The organism is Sphaerisporangium album, from assembly GCF_003323745.1.
GTDB classification, from domain to species: domain Bacteria; phylum Actinomycetota; class Actinomycetes; order Streptosporangiales; family Streptosporangiaceae; genus Sphaerisporangium; species Sphaerisporangium album.
The window spans coordinates 65,530-89,954 of sequence record NZ_QOIL01000028.1 but is presented as its reverse complement, the minus strand read 5'-3'; the positions used below and the strand labels follow the sequence as shown (position 1 = coordinate 89,954).

The 24,425-nt window shown below is 71.0% G+C and carries 24 protein-coding genes; 7 read left to right on the top strand and 17 right to left on the bottom strand.

The window, feature by feature from the left end:
• Nucleotides 1-29 precede the first annotated feature (29 nt).
• Entirely contained in the window at nt 30-326 is a 297-nt protein-coding gene (locus DQ384_RS35630; RefSeq protein WP_147269007.1) for a hypothetical protein, read from the top strand.
• Nucleotides 326-655, top strand: a complete 330-nt coding sequence (locus DQ384_RS35625; protein WP_114033280.1) for a type II toxin-antitoxin system PemK/MazF family toxin — start codon at nt 326-328, stop codon at nt 653-655. Before DQ384_RS35630 ends, DQ384_RS35625 begins: the two co-directional genes overlap by 1 nt.
• A gap of 190 nt (nt 656-845) precedes the next feature.
• Here DQ384_RS35625 and DQ384_RS35620 read toward each other — a convergent pair whose 3' ends face one another.
• From DQ384_RS35620 to DQ384_RS35585, 8 genes are all read right to left on the bottom strand, one after another.
• Nucleotides 846-1,196 (bottom strand): hypothetical protein, encoded by a 351-nt coding sequence (locus tag DQ384_RS35620; protein WP_114033279.1) that lies wholly within the window; start codon nt 1,194-1,196, stop codon nt 846-848.
• Nucleotides 1,197-1,273: 77 nt separating this feature from the next.
• Nucleotides 1,274-1,513 (bottom strand): hypothetical protein, encoded by a 240-nt coding sequence (locus DQ384_RS35615; RefSeq protein WP_114033278.1) that lies wholly within the window; start codon nt 1,511-1,513, stop codon nt 1,274-1,276.
• 22 nt (nt 1,514-1,535) lie between these two features.
• Nucleotides 1,536-3,149 (bottom strand): sensor histidine kinase, encoded by a 1,614-nt coding sequence (locus DQ384_RS35610; protein ID WP_245967020.1) that lies wholly within the window; start codon nt 3,147-3,149, stop codon nt 1,536-1,538.
• 319 nt (nt 3,150-3,468) lie between these two features.
• Nucleotides 3,469-4,137, bottom strand: coding sequence for a response regulator transcription factor (locus DQ384_RS35605; RefSeq protein WP_114033322.1), 669 nt, complete (start codon nt 4,135-4,137; stop codon nt 3,469-3,471).
• 240 nt (nt 4,138-4,377) lie between these two features.
• On the bottom strand, nt 4,378-5,004 hold the full coding sequence (locus DQ384_RS35600; protein ID WP_147269006.1) for a hypothetical protein: 627 nt from the start codon (nt 5,002-5,004) through the stop codon (nt 4,378-4,380).
• A gap of 28 nt (nt 5,005-5,032) precedes the next feature.
• A complete protein-coding gene (locus DQ384_RS35595; RefSeq protein WP_114033276.1) occupies nt 5,033-6,319 on the bottom strand; it encodes an ABC transporter permease in 1,287 nt (428 codons plus the stop codon).
• Nucleotides 6,319-7,059, bottom strand: coding sequence for an ABC transporter ATP-binding protein (locus tag DQ384_RS35590; RefSeq protein ID WP_114033275.1), 741 nt, complete (start codon nt 7,057-7,059; stop codon nt 6,319-6,321). The genes DQ384_RS35595 and DQ384_RS35590 overlap by 1 nt, the downstream gene beginning before the upstream one ends.
• A complete protein-coding gene (locus DQ384_RS35585; protein ID WP_220183306.1) occupies nt 7,056-8,246 on the bottom strand; it encodes an efflux RND transporter periplasmic adaptor subunit in 1,191 nt (396 codons plus the stop codon). Before DQ384_RS35585 ends, DQ384_RS35590 begins: the two co-directional genes overlap by 4 nt.
• 210 nt (nt 8,247-8,456) lie before the next feature.
• Between DQ384_RS35585 and DQ384_RS41765 the strand changes: the two genes are divergently transcribed.
• Nucleotides 8,457-10,313 carry an efflux RND transporter periplasmic adaptor subunit gene (locus DQ384_RS41765; RefSeq protein WP_181871592.1) on the top strand — a complete coding sequence of 619 codons (1,857 nt, stop codon included), beginning with the start codon at nt 8,457-8,459 and terminating at the stop codon, nt 10,311-10,313.
• Between the two features lie 44 nt (nt 10,314-10,357).
• Here DQ384_RS41765 and DQ384_RS35560 read toward each other — a convergent pair whose 3' ends face one another.
• Nucleotides 10,358-10,936: a TOPRIM nucleotidyl transferase/hydrolase domain-containing protein gene (locus DQ384_RS35560; RefSeq protein WP_114033273.1), complete on the bottom strand. Its 579-nt coding sequence runs from the start codon at nt 10,934-10,936 to the stop codon at nt 10,358-10,360.
• A gap of 373 nt (nt 10,937-11,309) precedes the next feature.
• Between DQ384_RS35560 and DQ384_RS35555 the strand changes: the two genes are divergently transcribed.
• Nucleotides 11,310-11,804, top strand: a complete 495-nt coding sequence (locus tag DQ384_RS35555; protein ID WP_147269005.1) for a DUF4190 domain-containing protein — start codon at nt 11,310-11,312, stop codon at nt 11,802-11,804.
• Nucleotides 11,805-12,259: 455 nt separating this feature from the next.
• Here DQ384_RS35555 and DQ384_RS35545 read toward each other — a convergent pair whose 3' ends face one another.
• Genes DQ384_RS35545 through lhgO form a run of 3 tightly spaced genes read right to left on the bottom strand, consistent with a single transcriptional unit; the run spans nt 12,260 to nt 15,830 of the window.
• The gene (locus DQ384_RS35545; RefSeq protein WP_281274168.1) at nt 12,260-13,876 is read right to left on the bottom strand and encodes a sensor histidine kinase; all 1,617 of its coding nucleotides are present in this window, start codon (nt 13,874-13,876) and stop codon (nt 12,260-12,262) included.
• 44 nt (nt 13,877-13,920) lie between these two features.
• A complete protein-coding gene (locus tag DQ384_RS35540; protein WP_114033270.1) occupies nt 13,921-14,622 on the bottom strand; it encodes a response regulator transcription factor in 702 nt (233 codons plus the stop codon).
• Between the two features lie 23 nt (nt 14,623-14,645).
• Nucleotides 14,646-15,830, bottom strand: a complete 1,185-nt coding sequence (gene lhgO, locus DQ384_RS35535) for an L-2-hydroxyglutarate oxidase (RefSeq protein WP_245967019.1) — start codon at nt 15,828-15,830, stop codon at nt 14,646-14,648.
• A gap of 171 nt (nt 15,831-16,001) precedes the next feature.
• Here lhgO and DQ384_RS35530 point away from each other — a divergent pair, with 171 nt between their 5' ends.
• Together DQ384_RS35530 and DQ384_RS35525 are read left to right on the top strand one after the other, a co-directional pair.
• The gene (locus DQ384_RS35530; RefSeq protein WP_114033269.1) at nt 16,002-16,394 is read left to right on the top strand and encodes a hypothetical protein; all 393 of its coding nucleotides are present in this window, start codon (nt 16,002-16,004) and stop codon (nt 16,392-16,394) included.
• A gap of 156 nt (nt 16,395-16,550) precedes the next feature.
• A complete protein-coding gene (locus tag DQ384_RS35525; RefSeq protein WP_114033268.1) occupies nt 16,551-17,780 on the top strand; it encodes a hypothetical protein in 1,230 nt (409 codons plus the stop codon).
• 167 nt (nt 17,781-17,947) lie between these two features.
• Here the strand turns inward: DQ384_RS35525 and DQ384_RS35520 are convergent, their stop codons facing one another.
• On the bottom strand, nt 17,948-19,081 hold the full coding sequence (locus DQ384_RS35520; protein ID WP_245967018.1) for a hypothetical protein: 1,134 nt from the start codon (nt 19,079-19,081) through the stop codon (nt 17,948-17,950).
• A 178-nt stretch (nt 19,082-19,259) separates the two neighbouring features.
• Between DQ384_RS35520 and DQ384_RS35515 the strand changes: the two genes are divergently transcribed.
• Nucleotides 19,260-20,231, top strand: a complete 972-nt coding sequence (locus DQ384_RS35515; protein WP_114033267.1) for an aldo/keto reductase — start codon at nt 19,260-19,262, stop codon at nt 20,229-20,231.
• Between the two features lie 288 nt (nt 20,232-20,519).
• Here DQ384_RS35515 and thpR read toward each other — a convergent pair whose 3' ends face one another.
• From thpR to DQ384_RS35495, 4 genes are all read right to left on the bottom strand, one after another.
• Nucleotides 20,520-21,086 carry an RNA 2',3'-cyclic phosphodiesterase gene (gene thpR, locus DQ384_RS35510; RefSeq protein ID WP_245967017.1) on the bottom strand — a complete coding sequence of 189 codons (567 nt, stop codon included), beginning with the start codon at nt 21,084-21,086 and terminating at the stop codon, nt 20,520-20,522.
• Complete coding sequence (locus tag DQ384_RS35505) at nt 21,037-22,410, bottom strand: MFS transporter (RefSeq protein ID WP_245967016.1); 1,374 nt, start codon at nt 22,408-22,410, stop codon at nt 21,037-21,039. Before DQ384_RS35505 ends, thpR begins: the two co-directional genes overlap by 50 nt.
• Complete coding sequence (locus DQ384_RS35500; RefSeq protein ID WP_114033266.1) at nt 22,407-22,868, bottom strand: MarR family winged helix-turn-helix transcriptional regulator; 462 nt, start codon at nt 22,866-22,868, stop codon at nt 22,407-22,409. The genes DQ384_RS35505 and DQ384_RS35500 overlap by 4 nt, the downstream gene beginning before the upstream one ends.
• A 199-nt stretch (nt 22,869-23,067) precedes the next feature.
• On the bottom strand, nt 23,068-24,354 hold the full coding sequence (locus DQ384_RS35495) for an MFS transporter (protein WP_114033265.1): 1,287 nt from the start codon (nt 24,352-24,354) through the stop codon (nt 23,068-23,070).
• Nucleotides 24,355-24,425: the final 71 nt, after the last annotated feature.

The following is a 24,425-nucleotide window of genomic DNA, read 5'->3' as shown; positions in this document are numbered from 1 at the left end:
CTTTGCGACACATGTTGCAACATAGGGTTATGACTAGTAGTCGCGCGCCCGTTCCCCTGACCGAGCAGGACAGAGAACTGTTGGAAGCCATCCGCACCCCCGGAACGCCCGAGAACGTGGCCGTCCAGGCCTTGGCAGGTCAGACACTCAGCCCGGAGACATCCACCTCAGCGGCTCTCCACACGCTGATCGACGTAGCGCGCAATGCCGTCCTGGAGGAGGTCATGGCGACCGGCTACGCGGCCCTTGCCGCCGCTCATGACGACGAGGACCACGCCTTCAGACGCGCGGCACGTCGCCGTACCGCCGAGGTCGCTGCTGACTGATGCCACCGAACAGCGCATACCCCCTGCGTGGTCGCGTCTTCATGGCCGACCTCGGTGAGGAGTACGGTGAGAAGCCGTACGTCATCGTCAGCAACAACGCCCGCAATCGGGCGCTGCCAAGCTACCTCGCCGTCCGGATCACCACGTCACCCAAACCACCCCTGCCGAGCATCATCGAACTGACCACCGAAGACCCACTGGTCGGACGAGTGCTCTGCGATGACATCGTGATCCTCTTCGCCGAAGATCTGCGACGTGACCTGGGAGGCCTGAGCCTGCAAACGATGGTCCGCATCGGCCAAGGCCTGCGCCACGCGCTCGCGCTGTAGACCATCGTTCCCGTCACTATGTCAACAGTCTTCAGGGGCTGACGTGGGTGGTGGACGCGACGGGGGCCGTGTGGCCGGAGCGTACGCCGCACCCCGGGATCCGGCTCGGAACGTGGCGGGCGTGAAGGTGACGTCGCCGGCGTTCGGGAACGCCCGTGGCGCTCATTCGCGATTGCCGTGAGATCGGCGGTCACATCAGCTCGTCCAACATTCCATGGAGGTGAGCCGCCGCGGTCTCGATGTCGAAGTACTTCCGCTGACCGGCCCGTACCTCCGCGGCGATGACGCCACACCGGTGCACCTTCTGGAAATCCCCGTAGGGGAATTTGTAGTGTCCCTTGGTCTCCTCGCCGTGCTCGTCGTCCACGCCCAGGTACCACCTGCCGTACTCACCGAATCCGTGTTCCTCGATGAACTTGTTCTCCTGGTCCGCCGACGGCTGATGTTCGCTCCAGGCGTCCATCTGATCCAGCACGACGCGCTTTTCCTTGACCAGGCTCTTGGCATGGTCGAACGCCCGCTGATTCAGCCTCACCGCCATAGCGCCTCCCCGAGCCATCGTTCCCGCACACCCACGACCGCCTGCCGGAGTTCGCCGACCCTGGACCCCCGACCGCCTCAGGATTCCGGGGCCTTCGCCTTCGCCGCCGCCTGGCGCAGGGCGTCGGCCATCGCCTCGACCCCGTCCGGATCGAAGATGATCAGGAGCCTGCGGTCCTGGCCGGTTTCCCGGTCGATCCCGGTGATGTCCTGCACGACCATGCGCGCGCTGATCGTCCCCTCTTCCGTGGGCACGTCCATCGTGGCGACACCCGCCACCACCTCACGAGAGAGAATCTGCGTAAGCTCAACGGCCATGTCTGCGACGCTATGCCGCCCGTCAGGCCTCCCACCACCCACGCCGGGTAATGCTGTGTCCACCAAACACTCGGTCATCGACCTGTGGTCCCCGATCCACCGCATAGCCCGATTCACCTTCGGGAAGGTGAGCGGCGCCGGGAAGGGTGATGCGGAAGGTGGCGCCGTGGCCTGGGGCGCTTTTCACGGCGATCGTGCCGTCGTGGGCCTGGACGAGGGCGGCGGCTATGGAGAGGCCGAGGCCGGTGCCGCCGGATTCGCTGCGGGTGCGGGCCGGGTCGGCGCGGTAGAAGCGTTCGAAGACGCGGTCGGCGGCGTCGGAGGGCAGGCCGGGGCCCTCGTCCGCCACCTCGATCACGACCCGGCCGTCCACGGTGCCCACGCCCACGCGGAACGGGGTGCCGGGCGGGGTGTGGCGCAGGACGTTGCCGACCAGGTTGGCGATCACCTGGTGGAGCCGGGGCTCGTCGCCGGTCACCATGACGGCATCCTCGCCGGAGTCGAGGCGTACCAGGTCGATCTCGCGGTCGGGGGCGAGGGTCTGGGCGTCCAGGACGGCTCCCGCGGCGAGGCTGAGGACGTCGACGGGGTGGCGATCCAGGGGACGTTGCTGGTCGAGCCGGGCAAGCAGGAGCAGGTCGTCCACGAGGAGGCCCATGCGCGCGGCCTCGCCCTCGATCCTGTGGAGGAGGCGTGCGGCCTCGGCGAGGTCGGGGGTCTTCTCGTGGCGGTACAGCTCGGCGAAGCCGCGGATCGAGGTCAGGGGTGTGCGCAGCTCGTGGGAGGCGTCGGCGATGAAGCGGCGCATGCGCTCCTCGGACCGGCGGGCCTCGGAGGCGGACTCGCGGGCCGCCTTGGCCGACTCGCGGGCGGCGATCTCCGACTCCCGGGCCGTGATCTCGGACGCGCGGGCGGCGTTCTCCGACGCGCGCGCCGCGATCTCGGACGCCTCGCGGGCGCGGAAGGCCGTCTCGATCTGGGCGAGCATGCCGTTGATGGCCCTGCCGAGCCGTCCCATCTCGGTCCGGCGGTGGCGCAGGGGGACGCGGCGGGACAGGTCGCCGCGGGCGATGGCGCCCGCCGTGCGTTCGATCTCGGCGAGGGGACGCAGGCTGCGGCGCACGAGCCAGTGGCAGGCGAAGCCCAGCAGGACGAGCACGCAGCCGCCGACCGTGGCCACGATGACCGCGAGGCGGGTGACGGTGGCGTCGATCTCGTCCAGGCGGATCGCGACCACGCGGATGCGCGTGCCGTCGCCGTCCTCCACGGCGATCGCGCGCCAGCGGGCCCCGGAATCGGATCCCACGGTGAAGGGACGGGGTGACGTGCTTCGCACCTCTCGCAGGGTGAGGGGCGGCAGCCGCGGCGGGTCGGTGTCCGGGCTCTCCTGCAGGGTGCGTTCGACGGCGCCGTCCGGTCCGAGCAGGGCCATGTAGAACAGGCCGTACTGCCGCGGGTATCGCGGGCCGTCCGGAAGCTTGGGCGGCGGGGTGACGGGAATGGCCACCTCGCGCCTGGCCACGGCGGGAACCATCAGTTGCCGGTCCACCCGGTCGAGGAGGTAGCCGCGCAGGAGTTGGACGGCGAACCCGCCGGTGAGGGTGATCGCGAGCGTGACCAGCAGCAGTGTGCCCACGACGAGGCGTAGCCACAGGGGGGTGCGGGCGAGGCGCCGTTTCAGCTCGCGGACCGGGGTCCGTGTCCATCCTCGCGTGTGGGCGGGCTTCGGATCCGTGTCCGGGGCTGGGCCGGACCTTTCCGTTTCGTCCGTTCCGGCAGGGTCCGTATCTTCACTACCCGGCAGGCGGGAGTCCGCCCAACCGGTCGTCGAGCTGGTCGGGACCGTGGTGCTCGTCGCTGAGGCACCGTTGTCCGGAAGCGCGGCCTGCTCCGGGAAGGGAGGCGTGTTTCCCTGCGTGGGCGGCGGTGCGGCGCCTTCGGGGTGCGGCGGCGTGTCAGTGGCGTGGTGCGCGTAGGACGTAGCCCACCCCCCGGAGTGTGTGGATGAGCCTCGGTTCCACAGTGTCGATCTTGCGCCGGAGGTAGGAGACGTACGACTCGACGACGTTGCGGTCACCGCCGAAGTCGTAGTTCCACACGTGGTCGAGGATCTGCGCCTTCGACAGCACCCGGCCAGAGTTGACCATGAAATAGTGCAGCAGCTTGTACTCGGTGGGCGACAGCTTCACCCGCTTGCCCGCCCGCCAGACCTGGTGCCCCTCCTCGTCCATCTCCAGGTCGGCGACCTGGAGCCGCGAGGGCAGGTCGAGGTCGGCCCGGGTACGGCGCAGGACGGCGCGGATGCGGGCCAGCACCTCGTCCAGGCTGAACGGTTTGGTCACGTAGTCGTCGCCGAGCCCGAGGCCCGTGAGCTTGCTGTCGGACTCGTCGCGCGCGGTCAGGAAGACGACCGGCACACGCCGGCCCGAGGTGCGCAGACGGCCGGCCACCGCGAAACCATCCATGTCGGGCAGCATGACGTCGAGGACGACCAGGTCCGGCCGTACGCGCTCGGCGAGCTGCACCGCCTCGCGCCCGTCCGACGCCGTCAGGACGTCGAACCCGGCGTAGCGCAGGGTGGCGGACAGTAGCTCGCGGATGTTCGGCTCGTCGTCGACGACCAGGAGCCGTGCCTCGCCCGCGCCCGAAGCGGCGGAACCCCGGGAGCCACCGTGACCGCCCGAACCCCCCGAACCGCCGGAACCTCCCGAACCGCCGAAGCCGCCTGGACCGCCTGGGCCGCTCGAACCATCCCGGCTACCGGACCAGGCCACGGCAGACCTCCACTCGCATCGGCCTTCGCCTCGCTTAGGTGTGTTCTCGTGAAATTTCCTGACATCCTGCCGACCGGCGCGGCGCGACCATCAGCCGCCACCCCGGTTGCCGAACCCGCCGACCGCGCCGCCGCTGCTCACGGTGGTCGCGCTGACGGAACCGTCCGTGCCGCGCGGGCCGTTGACGACCACGGGGCTGCCGGGCTTGAGGTCCTTGAGCTTGCCCTCCTTGCTCACCTGGACCTTGGTCTCGCCGGTGGTCGTGACGATGACGACACCGGTGGGCGTCTCGACGTAGAGCTTGCCGCCGTCCACGAGCTTCACCGTCCCGACGGTGAAACCGTCCCCGGCGCCCTGCTGCCCTGCGGAACCCCCGGCACCGCCGGTACCCCCGAAGCCCCCGTAACCGCCCCGCGCCGCGCCGCCGCCCGTCCGCTGGGCCGCGCCGCCGTTGCCCGCGAGCAGCGCCTGCCCCGCGGCCGTCCGGTTGCCGCCGGTCTGCGACCCCCACAGCTTGTGGGCCTGGATGCCGAGCAGCATGCCGGCCACGAGGATCACCCCCGCTCCGAGGGCCGCGGTCAGCTTGGACGTGCGCCGCCCTTCGGGCCGGGCGGCGAGCGCGTCGCCGAGGTCTCCGTCGAACGGGGAGGTCTCCAGCAGCTCGTGGTCCGGCGCGGAGTCCTCGGTGGGGTGCGGCTTGCGCCTGGTGGTGCTCATGATCACTCCTAGATCCGGTGGCCGTACGTCACTCGTGCCGCAGCGCTTCGATGGGGCGCAGCTTCGCGGCCCGGTTCGCCGGGTAGCTGCCGAAGAACAGCCCGATCGCGACGGACACGCCGAGGGCGAGCGCGATCGAGGTGGGCACGATGACCGGCTGGACGCCGGCGATCGTGAACCTGCTGCCGATGAACCCGATGGTGACCCCGAGCAGGCCGCCGATCAGGCTGAGCATGGTGGCCTCCGCGAGGAACTGGCCGAGGATCGCGCCGCGCGGGGCGCCGATGGCCTTGCGGATGCCGATCTCCCGGGTCCGCTCGGTGACGGTAACGAGCATGATGTTGGTGATGCCGATGCCGCCGACGAGCAGGCTGATGGCGGCGACGGCGCCGAGCAGCACGGTGAACGTGCCGATGGTGGCGCTCACCGTCTCCTGGAGCTGCGCCTGGTTCAGGATGCGGTAGTCGGCCGTGGCGGTCGCGGTGATGCCGTGCCGCTGGTCGAGGATCTGCGTGATCTCCGACTGCGCCGCGTCCACCGCGGTGGCGCTCTTGGCCTGGACGATGATCTGCCCGAGCGGCCCGTACCCGGTGAGGCTCTGCTGGACGGCGGCCAGCGGCGCGACCGCGATGTCGTCGGCGTCCTGGAAGCCGGAGGATCCGGAGGGCTTGAGCACGCCGACGACCGTGAACGGCACGCCGGTGATCGTGATCTGCCTGCCGATCGGGTCGACGCTCCCGAACAGGTCGTCGGCGACGGTCTGCCCGATCACGATGATCTTCCGGGCGGCGGTCACGTCGTCGTTGTAGAAGTACGAGCCCTTGGCGACCGGCTTGTTCGACGCCTCGAAGTAGGTCGGGTACGTACCGACGAGCTGGGCGATCGAGTGGCTCGCACCCTGGTACGTGGCCGCCTGGGACGACGCGCTGACCACGGGCGACACGCTCTTCACCGAGGGAGCGGCCGAGGCGTCCGCCATCGCGCGGGCGTCCTCGATGGTGAGCTCCTTGGCCTGCGTACGGGGGCCGGTGCCGCCCTGCTGTTGCGCGGGCCCGGCCACTACGCCGCCTGCGAAGACACCACCACCGCCACGGCCGCCACCACCGCCGCCCGAGAAGGACTGCATCACGGTCAGCGTGTTCGCCCCGAGGCGCTGGATGTTCTGGGTGATGGACCGGGACGTCCCCTCGCCCACCGCGACCAGCAGGATCACCGCCGCGACACCGATCAGGATGCCGAGCGTGGTCAGCGCGCTGCGCATCTTGTTCGCCGTCAGCCCGCGTACGGCGAAGCGCAGGACCTCCAGGGCGCCCATCAGGGGGCCACCGCGGCGAGCCGGGGCGGAGGGCCGTCGACGGGCGCCTGGCGATGGTCCTCAGTGATCCGCCCGTCGACGAGGCGGATGACGCGCTTGGCGTGGGCGGCCACGTCGTTCTCGTGGGTGATCAGGACGATCGTCCGTCCCGCGGAGCTGAGCCGGTCGAGGATGCGCAGCACGTCGCCGGTCGAGGTGGTGTCGAGGTTGCCCGTCGGCTCGTCGGCGAGCAGCAGGGACGGCGCGGTGACCAGCGCACGGGCGACGGCGACGCGCTGCTGCTGGCCGCCCGACAGTTCGTTCGGGTCGTGGTGGAGCCGGTCGCCGAGCCCCACCTGGTCGAGCGCCGCGAGGGCCCGCCTGCGCCGCGCCCCCACGCCGACCCCGCCGTACGCGAGGGGCAGTTCGACGTTGGCGAGCGCGCTCATGCGCGGGATCAGGTTGAACGACTGGAACACGAAACCGATCTTCCTGTTGCGGAGGACGGCGAGCTGGCGGTCGCCGAGCGCTCCCACGTCGGTGCCGTCCACGAGGTAGGTGCCGGTGGTGGGTACGTCGAGACAGCCGAGGATGTTCATCAGCGTCGACTTGCCGGAGCCGGAAGCGCCCATGATGGCGACGTAGTCCCCGCGCTCGACGGTGAGCGACACCCCGCGCAGGGCGTGCACCCGCGCGTCTCCGGTTCCGTAGATCTTGCTGACCTCGCGGACCTCCAGGACGGGGGCCTCGGGCGCGGTCACCCTCTGCCTCCGCCGCCACCGAGGCCGCCACCGCCGCCGAGACGGATGCCGCCGCCCCCGCCGCCCGGGAACCCCCCGCCGGGGAAGCCTCCCTGGAGGCCGCCTCCCGTGGTGCCGGTCGCGCGGACCACCTGGTCTCCCTCCTTGAGCCCCGAGGTGATCTCGGTCGTGGTGTCGCCCTTGACGCCGACCTGCACCGGCTTGGCGACCTGCCGGCCGTTCTCCAGGACGGTCACGGTGCTCTGGCCCCCGGCGGTCCTGATCGCCGAGGTCGGCACGGTGAGCACGTTGTCGGCCTTGGCCACGATGACCTGGACGGTCGCGGTCTGGCCGAGGCGCACGGACTTGGGGACGTCGCTGAGCGAGATCGTCGCCGAGTACTGCACGACGTTGTTGTTCGTCTGCGCCACGGGGTCGATGAGCGTGACCTTGCCGCTCGCGGTGACGCCGGGCAGCGCGTCGAACGTCACGGTGGCGGGCTGGCCCGTCTTCAGCTTCGTCACGTCGGACTCGGTGAAGTCGCCGACGATCCGCAGGCGGCCGGTGTCGGCCAGCTCGACGAAGCCGCCGCCGGACGAACCCGAGCTCCCGGACCCGGACGAACCACTCGAAGCGCCTGCCCCCGCGCCTGATCCGGATCCCGCCGAGCCGGAGCCGGAGCTTGAGGAGGACGAACCGCCGGACGACGAGCCGCCGACCGTCCCGTTCACGGCCGTGACCGTCCCGGCGAAGGGCGCCTTGATCACGGTGGCGTCGAGCGTGCGCTTGGCCTCGCGGTAGGAGTTCCTGGCCTGGATGTACTGCGAGTACCCGGAGGCCGTGGTGGTGTCGCCGTCCTCGGCCGCGGTGAGGCTCGCGGAGGCCGCGTCCAGCGCGTCACGGGCCGCGGTGTCGTCGACGCGGGCGAGGATCTGGTTCTTGCTCACCTTATCGCCGGCCTCGATGTAGATCTTCTCGACGGTGCCGCTCGTGCCGAAGCTCAGCGAGCGGGTCCTCGCGCTCTCCACCGACCCGGACGCCGAGACCGCCGACAGGACGGTCCCCCGGGTCACGCGCGTGGTGAGCGGTGCCGCCTCGGCGGTTGTGCCCTGGTTCAGGGAGGCGTACGCGACGCCCGCGCCTCCCAGCAACAGCACGGCCAGGGCGCCGTTCACGATCAGCGCTCTGCGCTTCGTCGACAGCTTCACGAGCATTGAGCCTGGACCACGCCGCTTGGGCGAACCTCCGGCGTCCCTGAAGGTTTCCTGACAACGTGGTGGCTTGTGCTTTATAGCCCGCTATAACGGCCTATGGTTTGACGAAACCCCAGCTCAATGCGGCCTTTCGTCCGGATTTACACAGGGAACTTTCAGTTCCGGCTGAGCTGGGAATGACGTCAGCCCATCAGGATGGCCCGCATGAGATCGAGCACTCCTCCCACCGCCGTACGCGTCGGGGGCCTGACCCTCGCGGCGATCGTGCTGGTGGGGGCCGGGCTGGTGTACGCGGGGAGCGGCGAGGACGCGCCTGCGGCGCGCGTGGAGCTGGCATCCGCCAAGCGGGGCACGGTGGTCAGCGCCGTGTCGGCCGCCGGGAACACCGTGGACGCGCACAGCCGCGACCTGGCCTTCGGCGCCTCAGGAACGGTCGAGAAGGTGTACGTCAAGCCCGGGGACAGGGTGAAGAAGGGTCAGGTCCTCGCCCGCGTCGACGACACGATCGCCCAGGAGGACCACGACGCCGCCAAGGCCGCGCTCGCCGCCGCGGAAGAGACGCTCGACAACATCGAGAACGGCAAGACGGCCTCGGGCGCCCCCTTGATCTCGGGATCTGGCGCCGGCTCTGGCTCTGGCACCGGCTCCGGTGGAGGGGCGGCCGGGGGCGGAGGGGGCGCTGCCGGCGGCGCGGGTGGCTCGGGCGGATCGGGCGGGTCCGGGGGCGGTAAGCCGACCGGGCCCCAGGGGCAGCCGTCCTCGCCACCGTCGGGGCCGACCACGACCTGTCCCCCTGCGACTCCCAGCCCGACGCCGACGCCCTCCGTCCCGGACGGTGACAACGGCCACTTCGGGTACACCGTCAAACCGCGGCCGCCGGTCGTCCCGGTGTCCTACGAGAACGCGGCCTCCTCCGGGACCGGCAACGGAACACCCCACACATCCCCAGGCCCGAATCCCACCGCCACCGCGAAACCCACCGTCAAGCCGACCTCGAAGCCCAGCGCAAAACCCACGTCCAAGCCGACCACCAAGCCCACGTCCAAGCCGACGACGAAACCCACGTCCAAGCCCACCGTCAGGCCGACGACCAGCCCCACCGCGAAGCCCACGGTCAAACCGCCCCAGAAGCCGACCGTCAAGCCCACCACCAAGCCAACGGCGAAACCCACCGTCAAGCCGACCGCGAAGCCGACCGGCGGCTGTCCGGCGCCGGACGGGAACGGCGGCAAGAACCCGACCCAGCAGCCCACCCAACAGCCCAACCGGCAGCAGACCACGCCGCAGGGCAGCGGGGGCCAGGGAGGCAGGTCGGGGAACGGCCAAGGCGGCCAGGCGCCCCAGGCCGGAGGACAAGCCGGACAAGGAGGCGCGGGCGGACAAGGCGGCCAGGGCGGGCAACAGGTCACGACCGTCGCCGAGGCCGAGGCGAACGTCGGGAAGGCCCAGACCGCACTACGGACCGCCGAGGACGCGCTCGCGGGCGTGAAGATCAAGGCCCCCGCGTCGGGCACCGTCCTCAGCGTCACCGGCACGGCCGGTTCGGACGCCACCGCCGGCGCGACCTTCCTCACTCTGGGCGATCTCGACGAGCTTCAGGTCAAGGCCATGTTCTCGCAGACGGACGTCGGCCGCCTGAAGATCGGCCAACGCGCGTCGGTGACCCTCGTGACCCGCCAGGACGCGGCGTACGACGGCAAGGTCACCCACATCGACCCCACCGCGACCACCACCGGCCGCCTCGTCCAGTACGGCGTCACCGTCGCCTTCGACCACCCACCAAAGGGCCTGATGCTCGGACAAACAGCTACCGTGATGGTCACCGTGGACAAAGCCGACGAGGCGATCTACGTCCCGGCCCAGGCGGTGAGAACCCGCTCGGACGGCATGGCGACTGTAGTGGTCCGCCAGGGAAACGGCAGCGTACCGCGTGAGGTGACGACGGGCGTGCGAGGCGACCAGTACATCGAAATCCGCTCAGGCCTATCCGCCGGCGACCAAATAGAGCTCCCCTCCACCGGCCCTTCGACCTTCCCCACCGACGGCTTCCCGTCCCCCTGAGCATGGTTCCACCAACGAATCCGCCTCACCCGGCGATGACAAAATCACCATCTCCGACTGCCTAACAGGTGGGCCAGCAGCATATCCAGCGGCCGCGGCACGCGATCGAGATCGAGTGCCGCGACGAGCGGGCCAGAGTAGCGGATCTTGCGGCCACTGCCTGATCCCATGAACCGGCGCAGCTGCTCGTGAGTGGTGCTCCCGCGCCATGCGGGTTGCTTCTGGAGCGTGCGAAATGAACTGAGCTCGCCCTCGGCATCGACAACGCGCTCAACCATGGCGGTGCCGAGGGCGCGGATCAGCTCGTCTTCCAGGTCAGCGACGCACGCGAAGAATCCGAGCGCCTCCAGCTCGCTTCGGCTGAGGTTGGATCCAAGGCCGGCGCGCTCGAGACCCCTCCGGAAGGCGCCTTCCTCCCCGACGTCGCACAGACCGGCCAGCCGGAGATTGCGACCGGGAGGGCCGAACCTGCCGATATACGTCCCGATGTTCGTGGCACCGCCCATCGCCACAAGGGAGATGCCTTCGGCCGCCAGGTTCCGGCCACGGCGCTCGGCCAACGCTTCGATGGCCGACTTATCACTGGCTCCCTCGACCAGGACCACGGTGTGCGTGTCGCTCACGAGCCCAGCCTTACACCGAACCTGGAGAGATTCATCCCCTTTACGCGTTGGAAGGTCACCAGCCGCAGATCACGACCTCCGACTACCTCATCCCAGCCGTGGCCGGCGGCTGTCCTTGCCCTCCACCGGCCCCTCGGCCTTGCCTCCCCTTCCCTGATAGAGCAGTGCGTACATGCGACTTTGATTCGATCAGTGATGGGCGGAACATTTGGACGGACTCAAGGCGGCCCGCCGCGAGGGCCAATCCACCCGGCAGTGCTCCCCGATAACGAACGAGACCAATGTGACAACCAGCCCGATGGCGAGCGAGTCACATCAATACCGGTCGGGGACTGTGGCGCCGAGCGCCCTCATGATCAGGAGTCGGTTACGCATGAACCAGCAGCCGTACGGGCCCGGCGGCCAGCAGCACCACCAGTACCCGCCGCAGCGGCAATGGGCGCCGCAGCCGCCTCCTTATCACCCCCAGCAGCCGTATCCATTCCCGCCGGGCCAGATGATGCCGCCGGAGCCTCGCAATTCCTTCGGCCTGGCCGCGATGGTCTGCGCCATCATCGGGGTCCTCTGCGGCTTCGTTCCCATCGCGTTCGTCATCGGGGGGCCGCTTTCCGTCATCGCGGTCGTTCTGGGGATCGCGGGCATGGGCCGGGTCCGGCGCGGTGTCGCGGACAACAGCCGAACCACGAACATCGCCACTCTGCTCGGCATTATCGCCCTGCTCATGGCGTTCAATGGCGCCCGTATCACCTTCACCGCCCTGAATGAGTTCGGCACCACCATCAACACGACCATCAACGAAGAGCAGCAGCGCGTACGGTGCTTCGAGAAAGCCGAGACCCCGGACGAGATTTTGGCATGCAGCCGGTAGCGAATCGGTTTTCGGCCGGTTCGGCGTCCAGCAGTCCTGCAATCATGAGTCAGCCCCCCGCCTCGAACCGGGCCACCGCCGGCTGCTAGAGACCTGTGCGCCGCGCCAGTTCCGCTGGGTAAGTCCCAGTTCTTCACGGCGAAGGCGTACCGCCTCACCGAGCTCGAAGCGAATCCGTGCCGCTTCATAGGCGGCCCCGGCCCCTGGCCGGCCCATGATCTCCGCCCTTCTGTCCGCCCACGACTTGCGCTCGCCCATCACGCTCACTCCTCCTGGCTGCCGTGTGCGCCTCTCCGACGTGTCGCCGTATGGCTTGGCACCTCGGTCATACAAGCCAGGCAAGCGCGGGATCGTTGGATCGGGAGGCTGGAGCTCCCGGTGATCGTGAAGCCGAGGCGGTCGTCGGGCGAGCAGGCCGGGTGCGGCCGACCAGAGCTTCTGGATCTTGGGGGGCGTCAAGAGGGTGGAAAGACTTCGGGGGACAGGGGGAGGGTGACTCTGAAGGTGGAGCCGGCGCCTATGGCTGTTTCCACGGTTACGGTGCCGCCGTGGGCGGCGACGATGGCGAGGCCCAGGCCGGTGCCTCTCGTCGCCGGCTCGCCGTCAGCGTCCCCGGCGGGACGGCGCGCGGACGGGTCGCCGCCGGCAGGGGGGGCGGTGCGGGATCGGGAGGGGTCGGCGCGGTAGAAGCGTTCGAAGACGCGTTCGGCCTGGTCGCGGGTGAGGCCGGGGCCCTTGTCGATCACTTCCACGAACGCGGTCGTGGTGTTCGCGCCCGCTCGGACGCGGATCGGCGTGCCGGCGGGCGTGTGCGTGAGCGCGTTGGTCATCAGGTTGCCGAGGACCTGGCGCAGGCGTACCTCGTCGCCGGAGACGATGGGGGCGACTTCGCCCGCGACCTCCAGGGCCACGTCGCGGTCGGACGCGAGGATGCGCGCGTCCTGGACGGCCTCGGAGGCGAGGGCTAGCAGGTCGACCGAACTGATGGTGAGCGGGCGCTGCTGGTCGAGGCGGGCGAGCAGGAGAAGGTCCTCGACGAGGACGCCCATACGGGCTGCGGCGTCCTCCACGCGGCGCATGAGCCGGGCAGGGTCGCCCGCGGGGTTGTGCCGGTAGAACTCGGCGTAGCCCCTGATGGAGGTCAGCGGGGTGCGCAGTTCGTGGGAGGCGTCGGCGATGAACCGCCGCATGCGATCCTCGGACGACCTGGCCGCCGCCTCGGAGATCTCCCGGGCGCGGAAGGCGGTCTCGATCTGGGCGAGCATGCCGTTCAGGGACGCGGCGAGGCTGCCGACCTCCGTGCGGGGGTCGCGGTCGGGCACCCGTCGTCCGAGCTCGCCCGCCGCGATGGCCGCCGCGGTGTGCTCCATCTCGACCAGCGGGCGCAGGCTCCTGCGGACGATCACCACGCCCATCACGGCGAGCACGACCATGACGACGCCGCCGCCGAGCAGCTCGCTCATGACCAGGCGGGAGGTGATCTGGTCGACCGAGTTCAGGTCGATCGCGATCACGACGCTACCGATCCCCGCGATCGGGACGATCCGGACGCGCCAGCTTCCTCCTCCCGTGGCGGCGGGTACCGTCCACGCGCCCACCGCCGAGGCGGGGGGCGGGGACGGCAGCACGGGCTCGGGCGCGGTCTCCGCCTCCAGCCCGACGGCCTCGGCGACGACCCGTCCGGCGGCGTCGCGGACCTGGATCAGGCCGTCGGGCGGCACCCGGCTTCCGAGCCCGAGTCCGGGGAGGCGTTGCAGGCGCCGTCCGACGTCGTGCGCCCAGGTGTCGAGCTGCTGGTCGACGCGGTCGACGAGGTAGCCGCGCAGGACCGACACGCTGCTCACGCCGATCCCCGCCAGCGCTATGGCGACGAGGGCGAGCATGGCGGAGATCAGCTTGACCCGCAGCGGCGTACGCGCGAACAGGGACGCGAGGACGGCCCGCGGAGTCCTCCTGGGGTGTGAGCCGTGGACGGGACTCTGGATGGGGACGGCGAAACCCTGGACGGGGGCAGGACCCGGGCCCGAGGCGGGCACGGACCCCGGGACGGGGAGGGGGGCGCCGGCGGGCATGGGACCCGGGGCAGGGGTGGGCGGCGGAGGCGCCGGGGGTGGGGTCATCGGGGTGGGGTTCGGAGGACGTAGCCGACGCCCCGGAGGGTGTGGATCAGGCGGGGGGTGGTGTTGTCGATCTTCCGTCGCAGGACCGAGACGTACGATTCGACGATGCCGGCGTCGCCGCGGAAGTCGTAGTCCCACACGTGGTCGAGGATCTGCGCCTTCGACAGCACCCGCCCGGCGTTCGCCATGAAGTAGCGCAGCAGCTTGAACTCGGTCGGCGAGAGCGGGATGACCTTGCCGTGCCGCCACACCTCGTGGCTCTCCTCGTCGAGCTCGATGTCGGCGAAGGTCATCCGGGGCGGCGGCGCCTGCGAGTCGCCCGCCGTGCGGCGTAGTACGGCGCGGATGCGCGCGATGACCTCTTCGAGGCTGAAGGGCTTGGTGACGTAGTCGTCCCCGCCGAGGGTGAGGCCGCGGATCTTGTCCTCGGTGGCGTCCCTGGCCGTGAGGAAGACCACCGGCGTGTGCGCGCCGCCGCCGCGGAGGCGTCGTACGACGTCGAACCCGTCCATGTCCGGCAGCATGACGTCGAGGACCATGAGATCGGGCCGGTGGCGCTGGGCGGCCTCGACCGCGTCGGTTCCGCTCGCGGCCGTGGCGACCTCGAATCCGGCGAACCGCAGGCTGGCGGCGAGCAGTTCGAGGATGTTCGGGTCGTCCTCGACGATCAGTAGTCGGGCTTCAGACGATTCGGTCACCTACCTATAGTGGCGCGACCGGCTTAAGGGTGGATGAAAGACATGATGTGCCGGGCGATCGCGAGGCTGGACGTGGCCCCGGGCGAGGGGGCGTTGCGGACGAGGATCACCCGTCCGTGGACGTCCACGACGAAGTCGTCGACGAGGCCGCCGTCCCTGGACACGGCCTGCGCGCGCACTCCCCCGGCGGTCCGCACGAGGTCGTGGGACGTCAGGGTGGGCACGTAGCGGCGGGCGGCCTTGAGGAACGCGCCCTTGACCAGCGAGCCGTACACCTCGGTGACGCCGGTCCTCCAGTGCCGGGCGGCGAGCCTGCGCATGCCGGGCCACAGCATGATCTCGCGCAGGTCGCGGGCGGACACGTCGCGCCAGGTGTATCCCTCGCGGGCGAGGGCGAGCACGGCGTTGGGCCCGACGAGCACCTCGCCGTCGATGCGCCGGGTGAGGTGCACGCCGAGGAAGGGGTAGCGGGGGTCGGGCACGGGGTAGACGAGGCCGCGGACGAGGTCCTTGGCGCCGCCGGTCAGTTTGTAGTACTCACCGCGGAACGGGATGATCCGGACGTCTCCTGCTTGTCCGGCCATGGCGGCGACGCGGTCGGATCCTAGGCCCGCGCACGAGATCAGCCGGTCGAAGACGAACCGTCCCTCGCCCGCGCGGACCTCCACCCCGCGGGCGGTCTCGCGCAGCGCGCGCACCGGGTGGCCGAGCAGGACGGAGCCACCCTGCTCGGTGACGTCCTCGGCGAGGCGGCGGGCGACGGCGGGGAAGTCGGCGATGGCCGTGTGGGGCGAGTGCACGGCGCCCACGCCGACCGCGTACGGCTCGACCTCGCGCAGGCCGAGGGCGTCCAGCTCGGCGATGTCGGGGACGCCGTTCTCGCGGGCGCGTTCGGCGATGCGCCGCAGCCCGGCGCGTTCGGCGCCGTTCGAGGCGATGACGAGCTTGCCGACCTCTTCGTACGGGATGTGGTGTTCGGCGCAGTACTCGCGCAGCAGCGCGACGCCGGTCCTGCACAGCCGCGCCTTGAGCGAGCCGGGCGCGTAGTAGATGCCCGCGTGGACGACGCCGCTGTTGTGGCCGGTCTGATGAGCGGCGACGCGGTCCTCCTTGTCCAGGACGGTCACCGTGGCGCCGCGCGCGGCGAGCTCGCGGGCCACCGCCAGCCCCAGGATGCCCGCGCCGATCACGCCGATTCGCTCAGTCACAAGTCGACATTTTCCTTTGTTTGGGAAGCTCGCGCCAGACAGGGTGAAATGTCCGACTGTACGGAGGGCGGCGCCCCGATGACCCACCGCCGCCGGGCAACCCGCCGGATCTTCGTAACCGACATATCACCTATACCCTAACTCGAACGGACATTCGATACACTTCCCGACGTGTACCTTCCACCCGGGTGGCCGTCCGAGGTCCTCCCCCCAGGGAGCCCGGACTGGGAGACGTCGGCGGTGGCCTGGCTGCTCGACGCGGTGCCGCCCGACTACCGGGCGTACGGAGTGCTGCGCCGCCACCCGCTCGCCCTCGCCCGCATGGCGCGCCAGCACGTGACCGCCACCGTCGAGGCGGCCCGCGCCGGGTACCGCACCGCCGCGGTCGAGCTCAAGGAGCACCTGCCGCCGCACGCCATCGAGGCCGTCCTGGCCGCCTACCGCCGCGAAGGCCCCCGGCTGGTACGGCTCGCCGCCTCGATCGAGCTCGTCGAGCAGGCGCTGCGCGGGGAGCCGTTCGTCGCCCGCATGGACGACTCAGGACAAAGAAGATCCCCCAGGTAAAACCATGGGTGTGCCCGCCTCAAGACTCACTTGAGCCACAGGAGTTCGCGTTTCAGCAGGGCATACCTCGACAGGCACGCCGACATGATTCGTACTGGTGTTCGCGGCGTGCTCGCCCCGACCTGTCGGGGTAGTCATCCGAACGAGGGGAAATTCATGAAAGAAACCCATGCTCTGGTATCCCTGCCTCAGCGTGTCCTCCTTCTCGGCGCCGCCGCCGCACTCGTCGCGGTCCCCACCGCGGGGCTCGGAACCGCCGCCGCCGCGGCGTCCCCGGCGCCACCCAAGATCCCACCGGCCTCCCCCGTCTGCGTGTCCGGCAACGGCGGTTTCGAGCAGCCCGGCGGGCTCGCCCACGCCGGGAACCTCAGGACGGACATCCCCGCCTGGCGCACGACCGCCACCGACCGCGCCATCGAGATCTGGGGACCGGGCAACGCCGGCGCCAACGGCGGAGAGGTCGCCGCCGACACCGGGACGCAGTTCGCCGAGCTCAACGGGACGCAGGTCTCCACGCTCTACCAGGACGTCGTCACCAACCCGAAGACGGTCCTGGTGTGGCGGCTCGCCCACCGCGCCCGGAGCACCAGCGCCGACGACAAGGACGTCATCCGCGTCAAGATCGGCACGCGGACCGCGCAGGCCGTCCAGGTCCCGGTCGGGCAGACCTCGGGCGACATCTCCGACGGCGGCATCCAGTGGGGGCACTACACCGGGATCTACCGCGTGCCCAAGGGGCAGAGGGTGACCCGGATCGCCATCGAGTCGGTCTCGTCGGCCGCGGGCTCGCCGAGCTACGGCAACTTCCTCGACTCGGTCGAGGTCTCCTGCACGCCGCCGTGCCCGAAGACGAGGACGGGTCGGAAGGCGTGCGACGCGCTGGGGCTCCCGCTGTCGCCCCGCGTCCCCGTCGTCAAGCCGGCGTGGCCCGGCACCCCGGCGCACCCGGGCGTCCAGCCGCCGGCCCCGGCCGCACCGGCGAAGCCGGCCACCCCGGCCCAGCCGCCCGTCGTGGCGCCGTCCGGCCCGGGCCAGCCGCCCGTCGTGGCGCCCCCCGGCCCGGGCCAGCCGCCCATCGTGACGCCGGCCAACCCGGCGCAGCTCCCGGTGAGGCCGCCGCACCAGATCACCCCGCCCGCCCCGTCCGGCCTGCCGCCGTACATCGGCACCCCGGCGACCCCGGGGCAGCCGGCCGTGAAGCCGCCGCAGCCGGCGACCCCGGCTCAACCGGCCACCCCGGCCCAGCCCGCCGGTCAGGTACGACCGGCGAGCCCGGCGCAGCCGGCCGGTCAGACCACCAGCCCGCAGGCGCCTCCGTGGTCGTCCACCCACGCGGCCACGCCTCTGCCCCCCGCGGCCGCACCGCTCCCCCGCCCCGCGAGGTAGCACCCGCAATCGGGTGGCATCCAGTGATGGCGCCCACCTGACTCCCGGCCGAGAGCTGCCGGGACGGATGAGAGCCTGCCGGCGGACCACCGCCCGGCAGGCTCTTCCCGTGTCAGGTCTCGGCAGACGCGGGCGTCGTGATGAGGGCCGGCGCCAGGTCCTGAAGGTCAGCCGACGCGGCGGGCCACGACCGCGATGATGCCCGTCGCCCCCAGCGCCACGCCCAGCCACAGCGCGATGACCCCGGCCGGGACGCCGCCGTCGCCTTCGCCCGTGCCGGCCGCCGCGTGCGAGGCCGACGCGTTCGGCGGCGCCGCCACGCGCGGGGGCGGCCCGCCGCTGGTGCGGGCGGGCGTGGGCGCCGCCCGCCTGGGCATGGCCGAGGCCGGGAGCGGCACCGAGTACACCGGGCTGGACGCCCCCTCCGTGCCGGTCAGCAGGGACCTGCCGTCGCGGGTGTAGGTGATCGACTCGGCCTGGTCCAGCGCGGGCATCGAGACGCGGCCGATCAGCTCGCCGGGCGCCTTGTAGAGCGAGGCTGAGAAGTAGGTGCGGATCACGAAGCTCGACCCGTCCGGGGCGTACGCGGCGTCCGTCGCCATGATCGGCGCCGGGCCGACGCGGCGCAGGATGTTGACCTTGTCCGTGCGGAGCTTCGCGGGCGCCGCGTAGATCGACCCGGCGAACTCCTTGCTCACGACGTACAGCCGCCCGGTCTTCGGGTGCACCATGATGCCCTCGGCGTTGCGGTTGCCGTCCTTGTACCGGAAGCGGTACCGCGTCGCGTGCACGGTCGCGTCGGCCATCGTCTTGGGCTCGGGCACCTTGTAGATCGAGTAGTCGGGCCACCCGCCGTTGAGGTTGTCGCCGATGTCGGCGAACCAGAGGAAGCTCTGCCCGGTCGCCGGGTCCACCGAGGCGGCCATCGCCTCCCAGTCGCGGGCCGCCGCCCCGGCGACCGTGAACATCGCCAGCGTGCGGCCGTCGGGGCCGACGGCGTAGAACTGCGGGCCGGAGCCGCTGTCGTTGTGCGTGTAGTACACGTCCTTGTGCGTGGGCGAGACGGCGAGGCCGCTGGACTCGGTGATGCGCGCGTCCTTGAAGCGGAACAGCAGCCGCTCGGTGCCGTCGCCGGCCTTCGCGGCGCGGTCCGCGTCCGTCCCCCCGGCCCTGGCACCCCTCACGCCCTCCGTGTCCGCCCCCGTCACGGCGTACGCGGAGGCCGCCGCGACGCCCCCCGCCGGCACGGACGCGAGCGCCGCCAGCACTCCCGCCGTCACGACCACCCGTCTACTCCCCATTGGCACATCATGCCCCGTGAGCAGGCGAGCCGCGCTCGACCGCCCGCACCGGGTCGGGGCTGGAGTTGGGATAGGAGTGGTCGAGATACCGTCTCACGGGGCTTCTTCCTGACGTACGACGCCTTTCCCGGCTCTTCGGCTGGGCTGGAGTGCACTCCAGGTGCTTAGGCTGAGGTTCATGGATTACGCACACCTCGGACGCGCCGGTCTTTCCGTGAGCCGCCTGTGCCTGGGCACCATGAACTTCGGGCCCGAGACCTCGGAAGAGGACTCGTTCGCCATCATGGACAAGGCTCATGACCTGGGCATCAACTTCTTCGACACGGCAAACGTCTACGGCTGGAAGAAAGGTGAGGGAGTAACCGAGCAGATCGTCGGACGGTGGTTCGCCAAGGGCGGCGGGCGCCGGGAGAAGACGGTCATCGCCACCAAGCTGTACGGCTCGATGGGCGACTGGCCCAACGAGACCTTCCTGTCCGCGCTGAACATCCGCCGGGCGTGTGACGCCTCGCTCAAGCGGCTGCAGACGGACTACATCGACCTCTACCAGATGCACCACGTCGACCGGAGCACCCCGTTCGACGAGATCTGGGAGGCCATGGAGGTCCTCCGCCAGCAGGGCAAGATTATTTACGCGGGTTCGTCCAACTTCGCCGGGTGGCACATCGCCAAGGCGCAGGAGACGGCCAAGCGGCGCCCGTTCACCGGCCTGGTCTCCGAGCAGTCGCACTACAACCTGCTCGTCCGCCAGGTCGAGCTGGAGGTCCTGCCCGCCTGTGAGGACTACGGGCTCGGCGTGATCCCGTGGAGCCCCCTGGCCGGCGGCCTGCTGGGCGGCGTGCTCCGTAAGATCGACAAGGGGCGGTCGGCGTCCGAGAGGATGCTCGGGGAGCTGGAGAAGCACCGCGACAAGGTCGAGCGGTACGAGGCGTTCTGCGACGAGCTCGGCGAGGACCCGGCCAACGTCGCGCTGGCCTGGCTGCTGGCCCAGAAGGCCGTCACCGGCCCCATCATCGGCCCGCGTACGATCGAGCAGCTCGAAGGCGCCCTGCGGGCCCTGGAGATCGAGCTGGACGAGAAGGCGCTCGCCCGCCTGGACGAGATCTTCCCCGGGCCGGGCGGCCCCGCCCCCGAGGCGTACGCCTGGTAGGCACGCGAGCCGGACGATTCCCGCCATAGGGAAACGCGAAGGCCGTGGTCCCCGATCCCCCGGGGGCCACGGCCTCACTCGTCACAACGGGCTCGGTCCGGCTCCGGCGGGGTCGAGATCGGCTCGGATCGGAGAGGATCGGCTCGCCGGGCGCGGATGGGCTGAGATCGGCTCGCATCGCTCGGGCGGGCACTTCAGGAGAGCAGGGCGCCGATCACCACGATGACCACGAGCAGCGCGAGCACTGCCGGCAGCAGCCAGCGACGGGGACGGTCCACGTACTGGAGCCTAGTCGCGCCCGGCCAGTGGCCAGCACGCGACGGTCTCGTAACGGACCTTCCGCCCGAGGTGGCTGCGCATGAGGTGCACCGCGTCCGCGCGCCACGGCGTTCCCGCGAACTCCTTCAGCTCGCCTACCAGGGGCGTGACGTCCAGGCCCTCCTTGGGACGGGCCCGCGCGAGCGTCAGGTGCGGGTGGTACGGCTTCTTGTCCTCGTACGGGGCCCCCGCGCGGCGGCCGGCGGCGGCGACAGAGGCGGCCAGCCGGGAGAGCACCGCGTCCCCGCCCTCGACCCCGAGCCAGACGACGCGGGCTCTGCGGGCGGACGGGAACGCGCCCGCGCCTCGGAAGGCCAGGGTCATCGGCGGATACCGGCCCGCCGCGCGGGCGAGCCGTGTCTTCAGTCCGGGCAGCGCGGTCTCGGGAACCTCGCCGAGGAAGGCCAGCGTGAGGTGCCAGGTCTCCGGGGCCGCCCACCGCAGCTCGGGCCACCCCTCGACGTGGAGCTCAACCGCCCCGGCGACCTCAGCGAGCGCCTCCTGGGGCGGCGACAACGCCACGAACAACCGCACCATGCGTCCTTCCCGCGGCGAACCTGGTGAGCAGGATGGCGAGCCCGACCCCGACCAGGCACATCACCCCGCAGATCACGACCCCGAGGCGGGGCCCGGCGAACTCGCCGATCCAGCCGATCAGCGGTGCGCCGATGGGAGCGCCACCGGTGAACACCAGCACATAGATTCCCATGACCCGCCCGCGCATCTCCGGCGAGGCGGCGAGCTGGACGGAGGAGTTCGCGGCGGTGTTCGTCGTGATCATCGCCATGCCGGCCGGGACCAGCAGGAGCAGGAAGGCCAGGTACGCGGGGGCGAGCCCGGCGGCGATCTGGGCGAGGCCGAAGACGACGCCTCCGGCGATCAGCAGCCGGCGCGTGGGACGGGCGCGGCGCGCGGCCAGCAGCGCCCCGCCGAGGGCGCCGACCGCGAAGACGCTGGACGCGACGCCGAACGACGAGGCGTCCTGGCCGAAGACCTGCTTCGCCATCAGCGCGATGCTCATGGAGAAGCTGGTCGCGAACATCGCCACGAACGCCACCAGGAGGATCGGCATCAGCAGCTCCGGACGCTGCCACACGTACCGCAGGCCCTCGCGGAGCTGTCCCTTGGCGCGCGCGACCGGTTCGGGGGTGCGCAGTTCGGAGGTGCGCATCAGCAACAGGCCGCTGATCACCGCGGCGAACGACACCGCGTTCAGCAGGAAGATCGGCCCGGTCCCGCCCAGCGCGTAGATCAGCACGCCGGCGAGCGCCGGTCCGACGACCCGCGCGAGGTTGAAGGTCGAGCTGTTGAGGGCGATCGCGTTGGCCAGGTCGCGCCGGCCGACCATCTCGACCACGAACGACTGCCGGGTGGGCACCTCGACGCACGAGACCAGCCCCAGCATGAACGCCATCACGTACACGTGCCAGGTCTGCGCGTACCCGGTGATCGTCAGCAGGCCCATCGCCAGCGCGAGCAGCCCGAGCAGCGACTGGGCGGCCATGAGCAGCGGGCGCTTGGGGTACCGGTCGGCCAGCATGCCGCCCCACAGGCCGAACAGGACGACCGGGAGGAACTGCAGGGCCGTGGTGACGCCGAGCGCGGCCGAGCTGCCGTGGGTGAGCTCCAGGACCAGCCAGTCCTGGGCGGTCCGCTGCATCCACGTGCCGACGTTCGACACGACGCTGCCGGACACGAACAGGCGGTAGTTGTAATTACGCAGGGACCGGAACATCCCGCCGCGCGAGCGCGAAAGCGGTTCGGCGCCGCGCGTCTCCTCGGCCTGGACCTCCTGCGGCTCGGATTCCCGCGCCTCCCTTACGGCCACCCGGGCGTCGTCCACAGCCTGTGGACGGGTCACGTCTGCGAGAGCTTCTCCAGGATCGGCGCCGCGGCCCGCAGTGTCGCCCGCTCCTCGGGCGACAGCTCCTCCAGCCGCATGGCAAGCCACGCCTCTTTCCGTCGGCGTTCCTCCTTCAGCAGCCCCCGGCCGGCCTCGGTCACACTGACGGTCACCTGCCGCCGGTCGGTCGGGTGTGGGGTGCGGGCGAGCAGCTCGCGCTCCTCCAGAGCGGCGATCACCCGCGTCATCGAAGGGGGTTGCATCTTCTCCAGCTCGGCGAGCTCGCCAGGCGTCATAGCGGAGTGCCGCTCGACGGCGGCGAGAGTCGCGAGCTGCGTCGGGGTCAGGGTGTTGGCTCCAGCCTGCCGCCGCAGCCTTCTGGTCAGGCGCGCCAGCGACACGCGCAGCGCGGAGGCCAGCTCGGCGTCGCTGCGTGGGCCCGGTAGGCGTCCCGTCCTTGTGGTGGTGTTCGTCATAACTCATTACCTTTGCTAACTATATACCCCGAGCCGGGATTCCCGCGCGACCCCCCCGAACATGCCGGATGTCCGAAATGCCGAAGATGCCAGAGACGGCGGAGATCATCTGCTACGTCTTGCCACATACAGGGCGCGCTCCGCAACCGGGGCGAGGCGGGGCGGGCGATCCGGGACGGATCACCGCCCGCGGACCGGGTCAGCCCGAGGTGGAGGACGTGGGCACGGGGGGCGTCTCCGCAGCGTCGCCGGGAGAGGGCGAGCGTAGCGTCCATACGTCCCGCGGGAGCAGGGCCAGCCCCGACGCCACCACCATCAGGGCCGCCGCGCCGTACTGCGTCACCGACAGCCCGATCTCGGCCGCGATCGGGCCCGCGACCAGCGCGCCGACCGGCATCGCCATGACGGAGCCGAGCGCGTCGTAGGCGGAGACCCGCGCCAGCTTGCCGGGCGGCACGTTCCGGGTCAGCGTGACGCTCCACTGCACGACCATGATCTCCATCGCCACGCCGAGCACCACCGCGGCCAGGCATATCGCCACCAGAGGCCAGCGCATGGCCAGCGACAGCGGCGAGAGCGCGACGACCGCGCCGATGGAGACCACGAACAGAAGGGGCCGTCGCGGGGTGAACCGCAACGAGACCAGCCCGCCCACGACCAGCCCGAGCGCCTCGGCCGACGCGATCGCCCCCCAGGCGGCCGGGCCGCCGAGATGGGCCTTGGCGACCGGCGGGCCGAGCACCTGGAAGCTCCCGTACCAGGCCATCATGACGACCGCGTACTGCAGGACGATCGCCCACAGCCAGGTGTGACTGCGGAACTCCGACCAGCCCTCCCGCAGCTCGCGCAGCATGCCCGCCTCCTCGCCCGCCGCGCGCTGGTGGCCGGGCGCGCGGATCGCGAGGAGCATCGGGATCGTGCCGAGCAGGCCGATGCCGCAGACGGTCATCGCCCAGCCCGGCCCGACCGCCGCGACGACCACGCCCGCGACGGCCGCGCCGCCCATCTGCGCGCCGTTCATCGCCAGCCGGCTCAGGGCGTTGGCCTGTTGCAGCAGCGGGTCGGGCACGATCTTCGGCAGCAGCGCCTGCGAGGCCGGCCAGAACACCGCCATGCCGACGCCGGTCAGCGCCTCCAGCAGGATCATCTGCCACAACCGGGCGTCGCCGCCGAGCACGAGGAGGCCCAGCAGCCCCTCGGCGACCGCGATCATGACGTTGGCCGCGACGATCACCCGCTGCGGCGGGATGCGGTCCGAGATGACGCCGCTGATCAGCGTGAACACCAGGGAGGGAGCGATCTGCGCCGCCAGGACGTACGACAGGTCGGCGGTCGACCCGGTGATGTCCAGGACGGCGAACGAGACGCCCACCATCGAGAACGCGACGGCCGCCGGGGCGAGCAGGCGGTCGGCCAGCAGCAGCCGGAAGTCGCGGATCGCGAGCACCGGGAAGCGGCGGGCGGCGGCGCGCCACGGCATGACCATCGTCCGATCCGTGCGAGGGAAGAGTGGTCCGACGCTAGTCAGCGGTTCCGGTGGCCGCAAACGGTTTTACG

Bases quoted from the DNA above. Each gene is read 5' to 3' on its own strand.
- thpR (WP_245967017.1), bottom strand. From the start codon at position 21,086: ATGGTGCGGTTGTTCGTGGCGTTGTCGCCGCCCCAGGAGGCGCTCGCT.
- DQ384_RS35555 (WP_147269005.1), top strand. From the start codon at position 11,310: ATGAACCAGCAGCCGTACGGGCCCGGCGGCCAGCAGCACCACCAGTAC.
- DQ384_RS35500 (WP_114033266.1), bottom strand. From the start codon at position 22,868: ATGACGAACACCACCACAAGGACGGGACGCCTACCGGGCCCACGCAGC.
- DQ384_RS35495 (WP_114033265.1), bottom strand. From the start codon at position 24,354: ATGGTCATGCCGTGGCGCGCCGCCGCCCGCCGCTTCCCGGTGCTCGCG.
- DQ384_RS35615 (WP_114033278.1), bottom strand. From the start codon at position 1,513: ATGGCCGTTGAGCTTACGCAGATTCTCTCTCGTGAGGTGGTGGCGGGT.
- DQ384_RS35630 (WP_147269007.1), top strand. From the start codon at position 30: ATGACTAGTAGTCGCGCGCCCGTTCCCCTGACCGAGCAGGACAGAGAA.
- DQ384_RS35600 (WP_147269006.1), bottom strand. From the start codon at position 5,004: ATGAGCACCACCAGGCGCAAGCCGCACCCCACCGAGGACTCCGCGCCG.
- DQ384_RS35515 (WP_114033267.1), top strand. From the start codon at position 19,260: ATGGATTACGCACACCTCGGACGCGCCGGTCTTTCCGTGAGCCGCCTG.
- DQ384_RS35595 (WP_114033276.1), bottom strand. From the start codon at position 6,319: ATGGGCGCCCTGGAGGTCCTGCGCTTCGCCGTACGCGGGCTGACGGCG.
- DQ384_RS41765 (WP_181871592.1), top strand. From the start codon at position 8,457: ATGAGATCGAGCACTCCTCCCACCGCCGTACGCGTCGGGGGCCTGACC.
- DQ384_RS35525 (WP_114033268.1), top strand. From the start codon at position 16,551: ATGAAAGAAACCCATGCTCTGGTATCCCTGCCTCAGCGTGTCCTCCTT.
- DQ384_RS35520 (WP_245967018.1), bottom strand. From the start codon at position 19,081: ATGGGGAGTAGACGGGTGGTCGTGACGGCGGGAGTGCTGGCGGCGCTC.
- DQ384_RS35620 (WP_114033279.1), bottom strand. From the start codon at position 1,196: ATGGCGGTGAGGCTGAATCAGCGGGCGTTCGACCATGCCAAGAGCCTG.
- DQ384_RS35625 (WP_114033280.1), top strand. From the start codon at position 326: ATGCCACCGAACAGCGCATACCCCCTGCGTGGTCGCGTCTTCATGGCC.
- DQ384_RS35545 (WP_281274168.1), bottom strand. From the start codon at position 13,876: ATGCCCGCCGGCGCCCCCCTCCCCGTCCCGGGGTCCGTGCCCGCCTCG.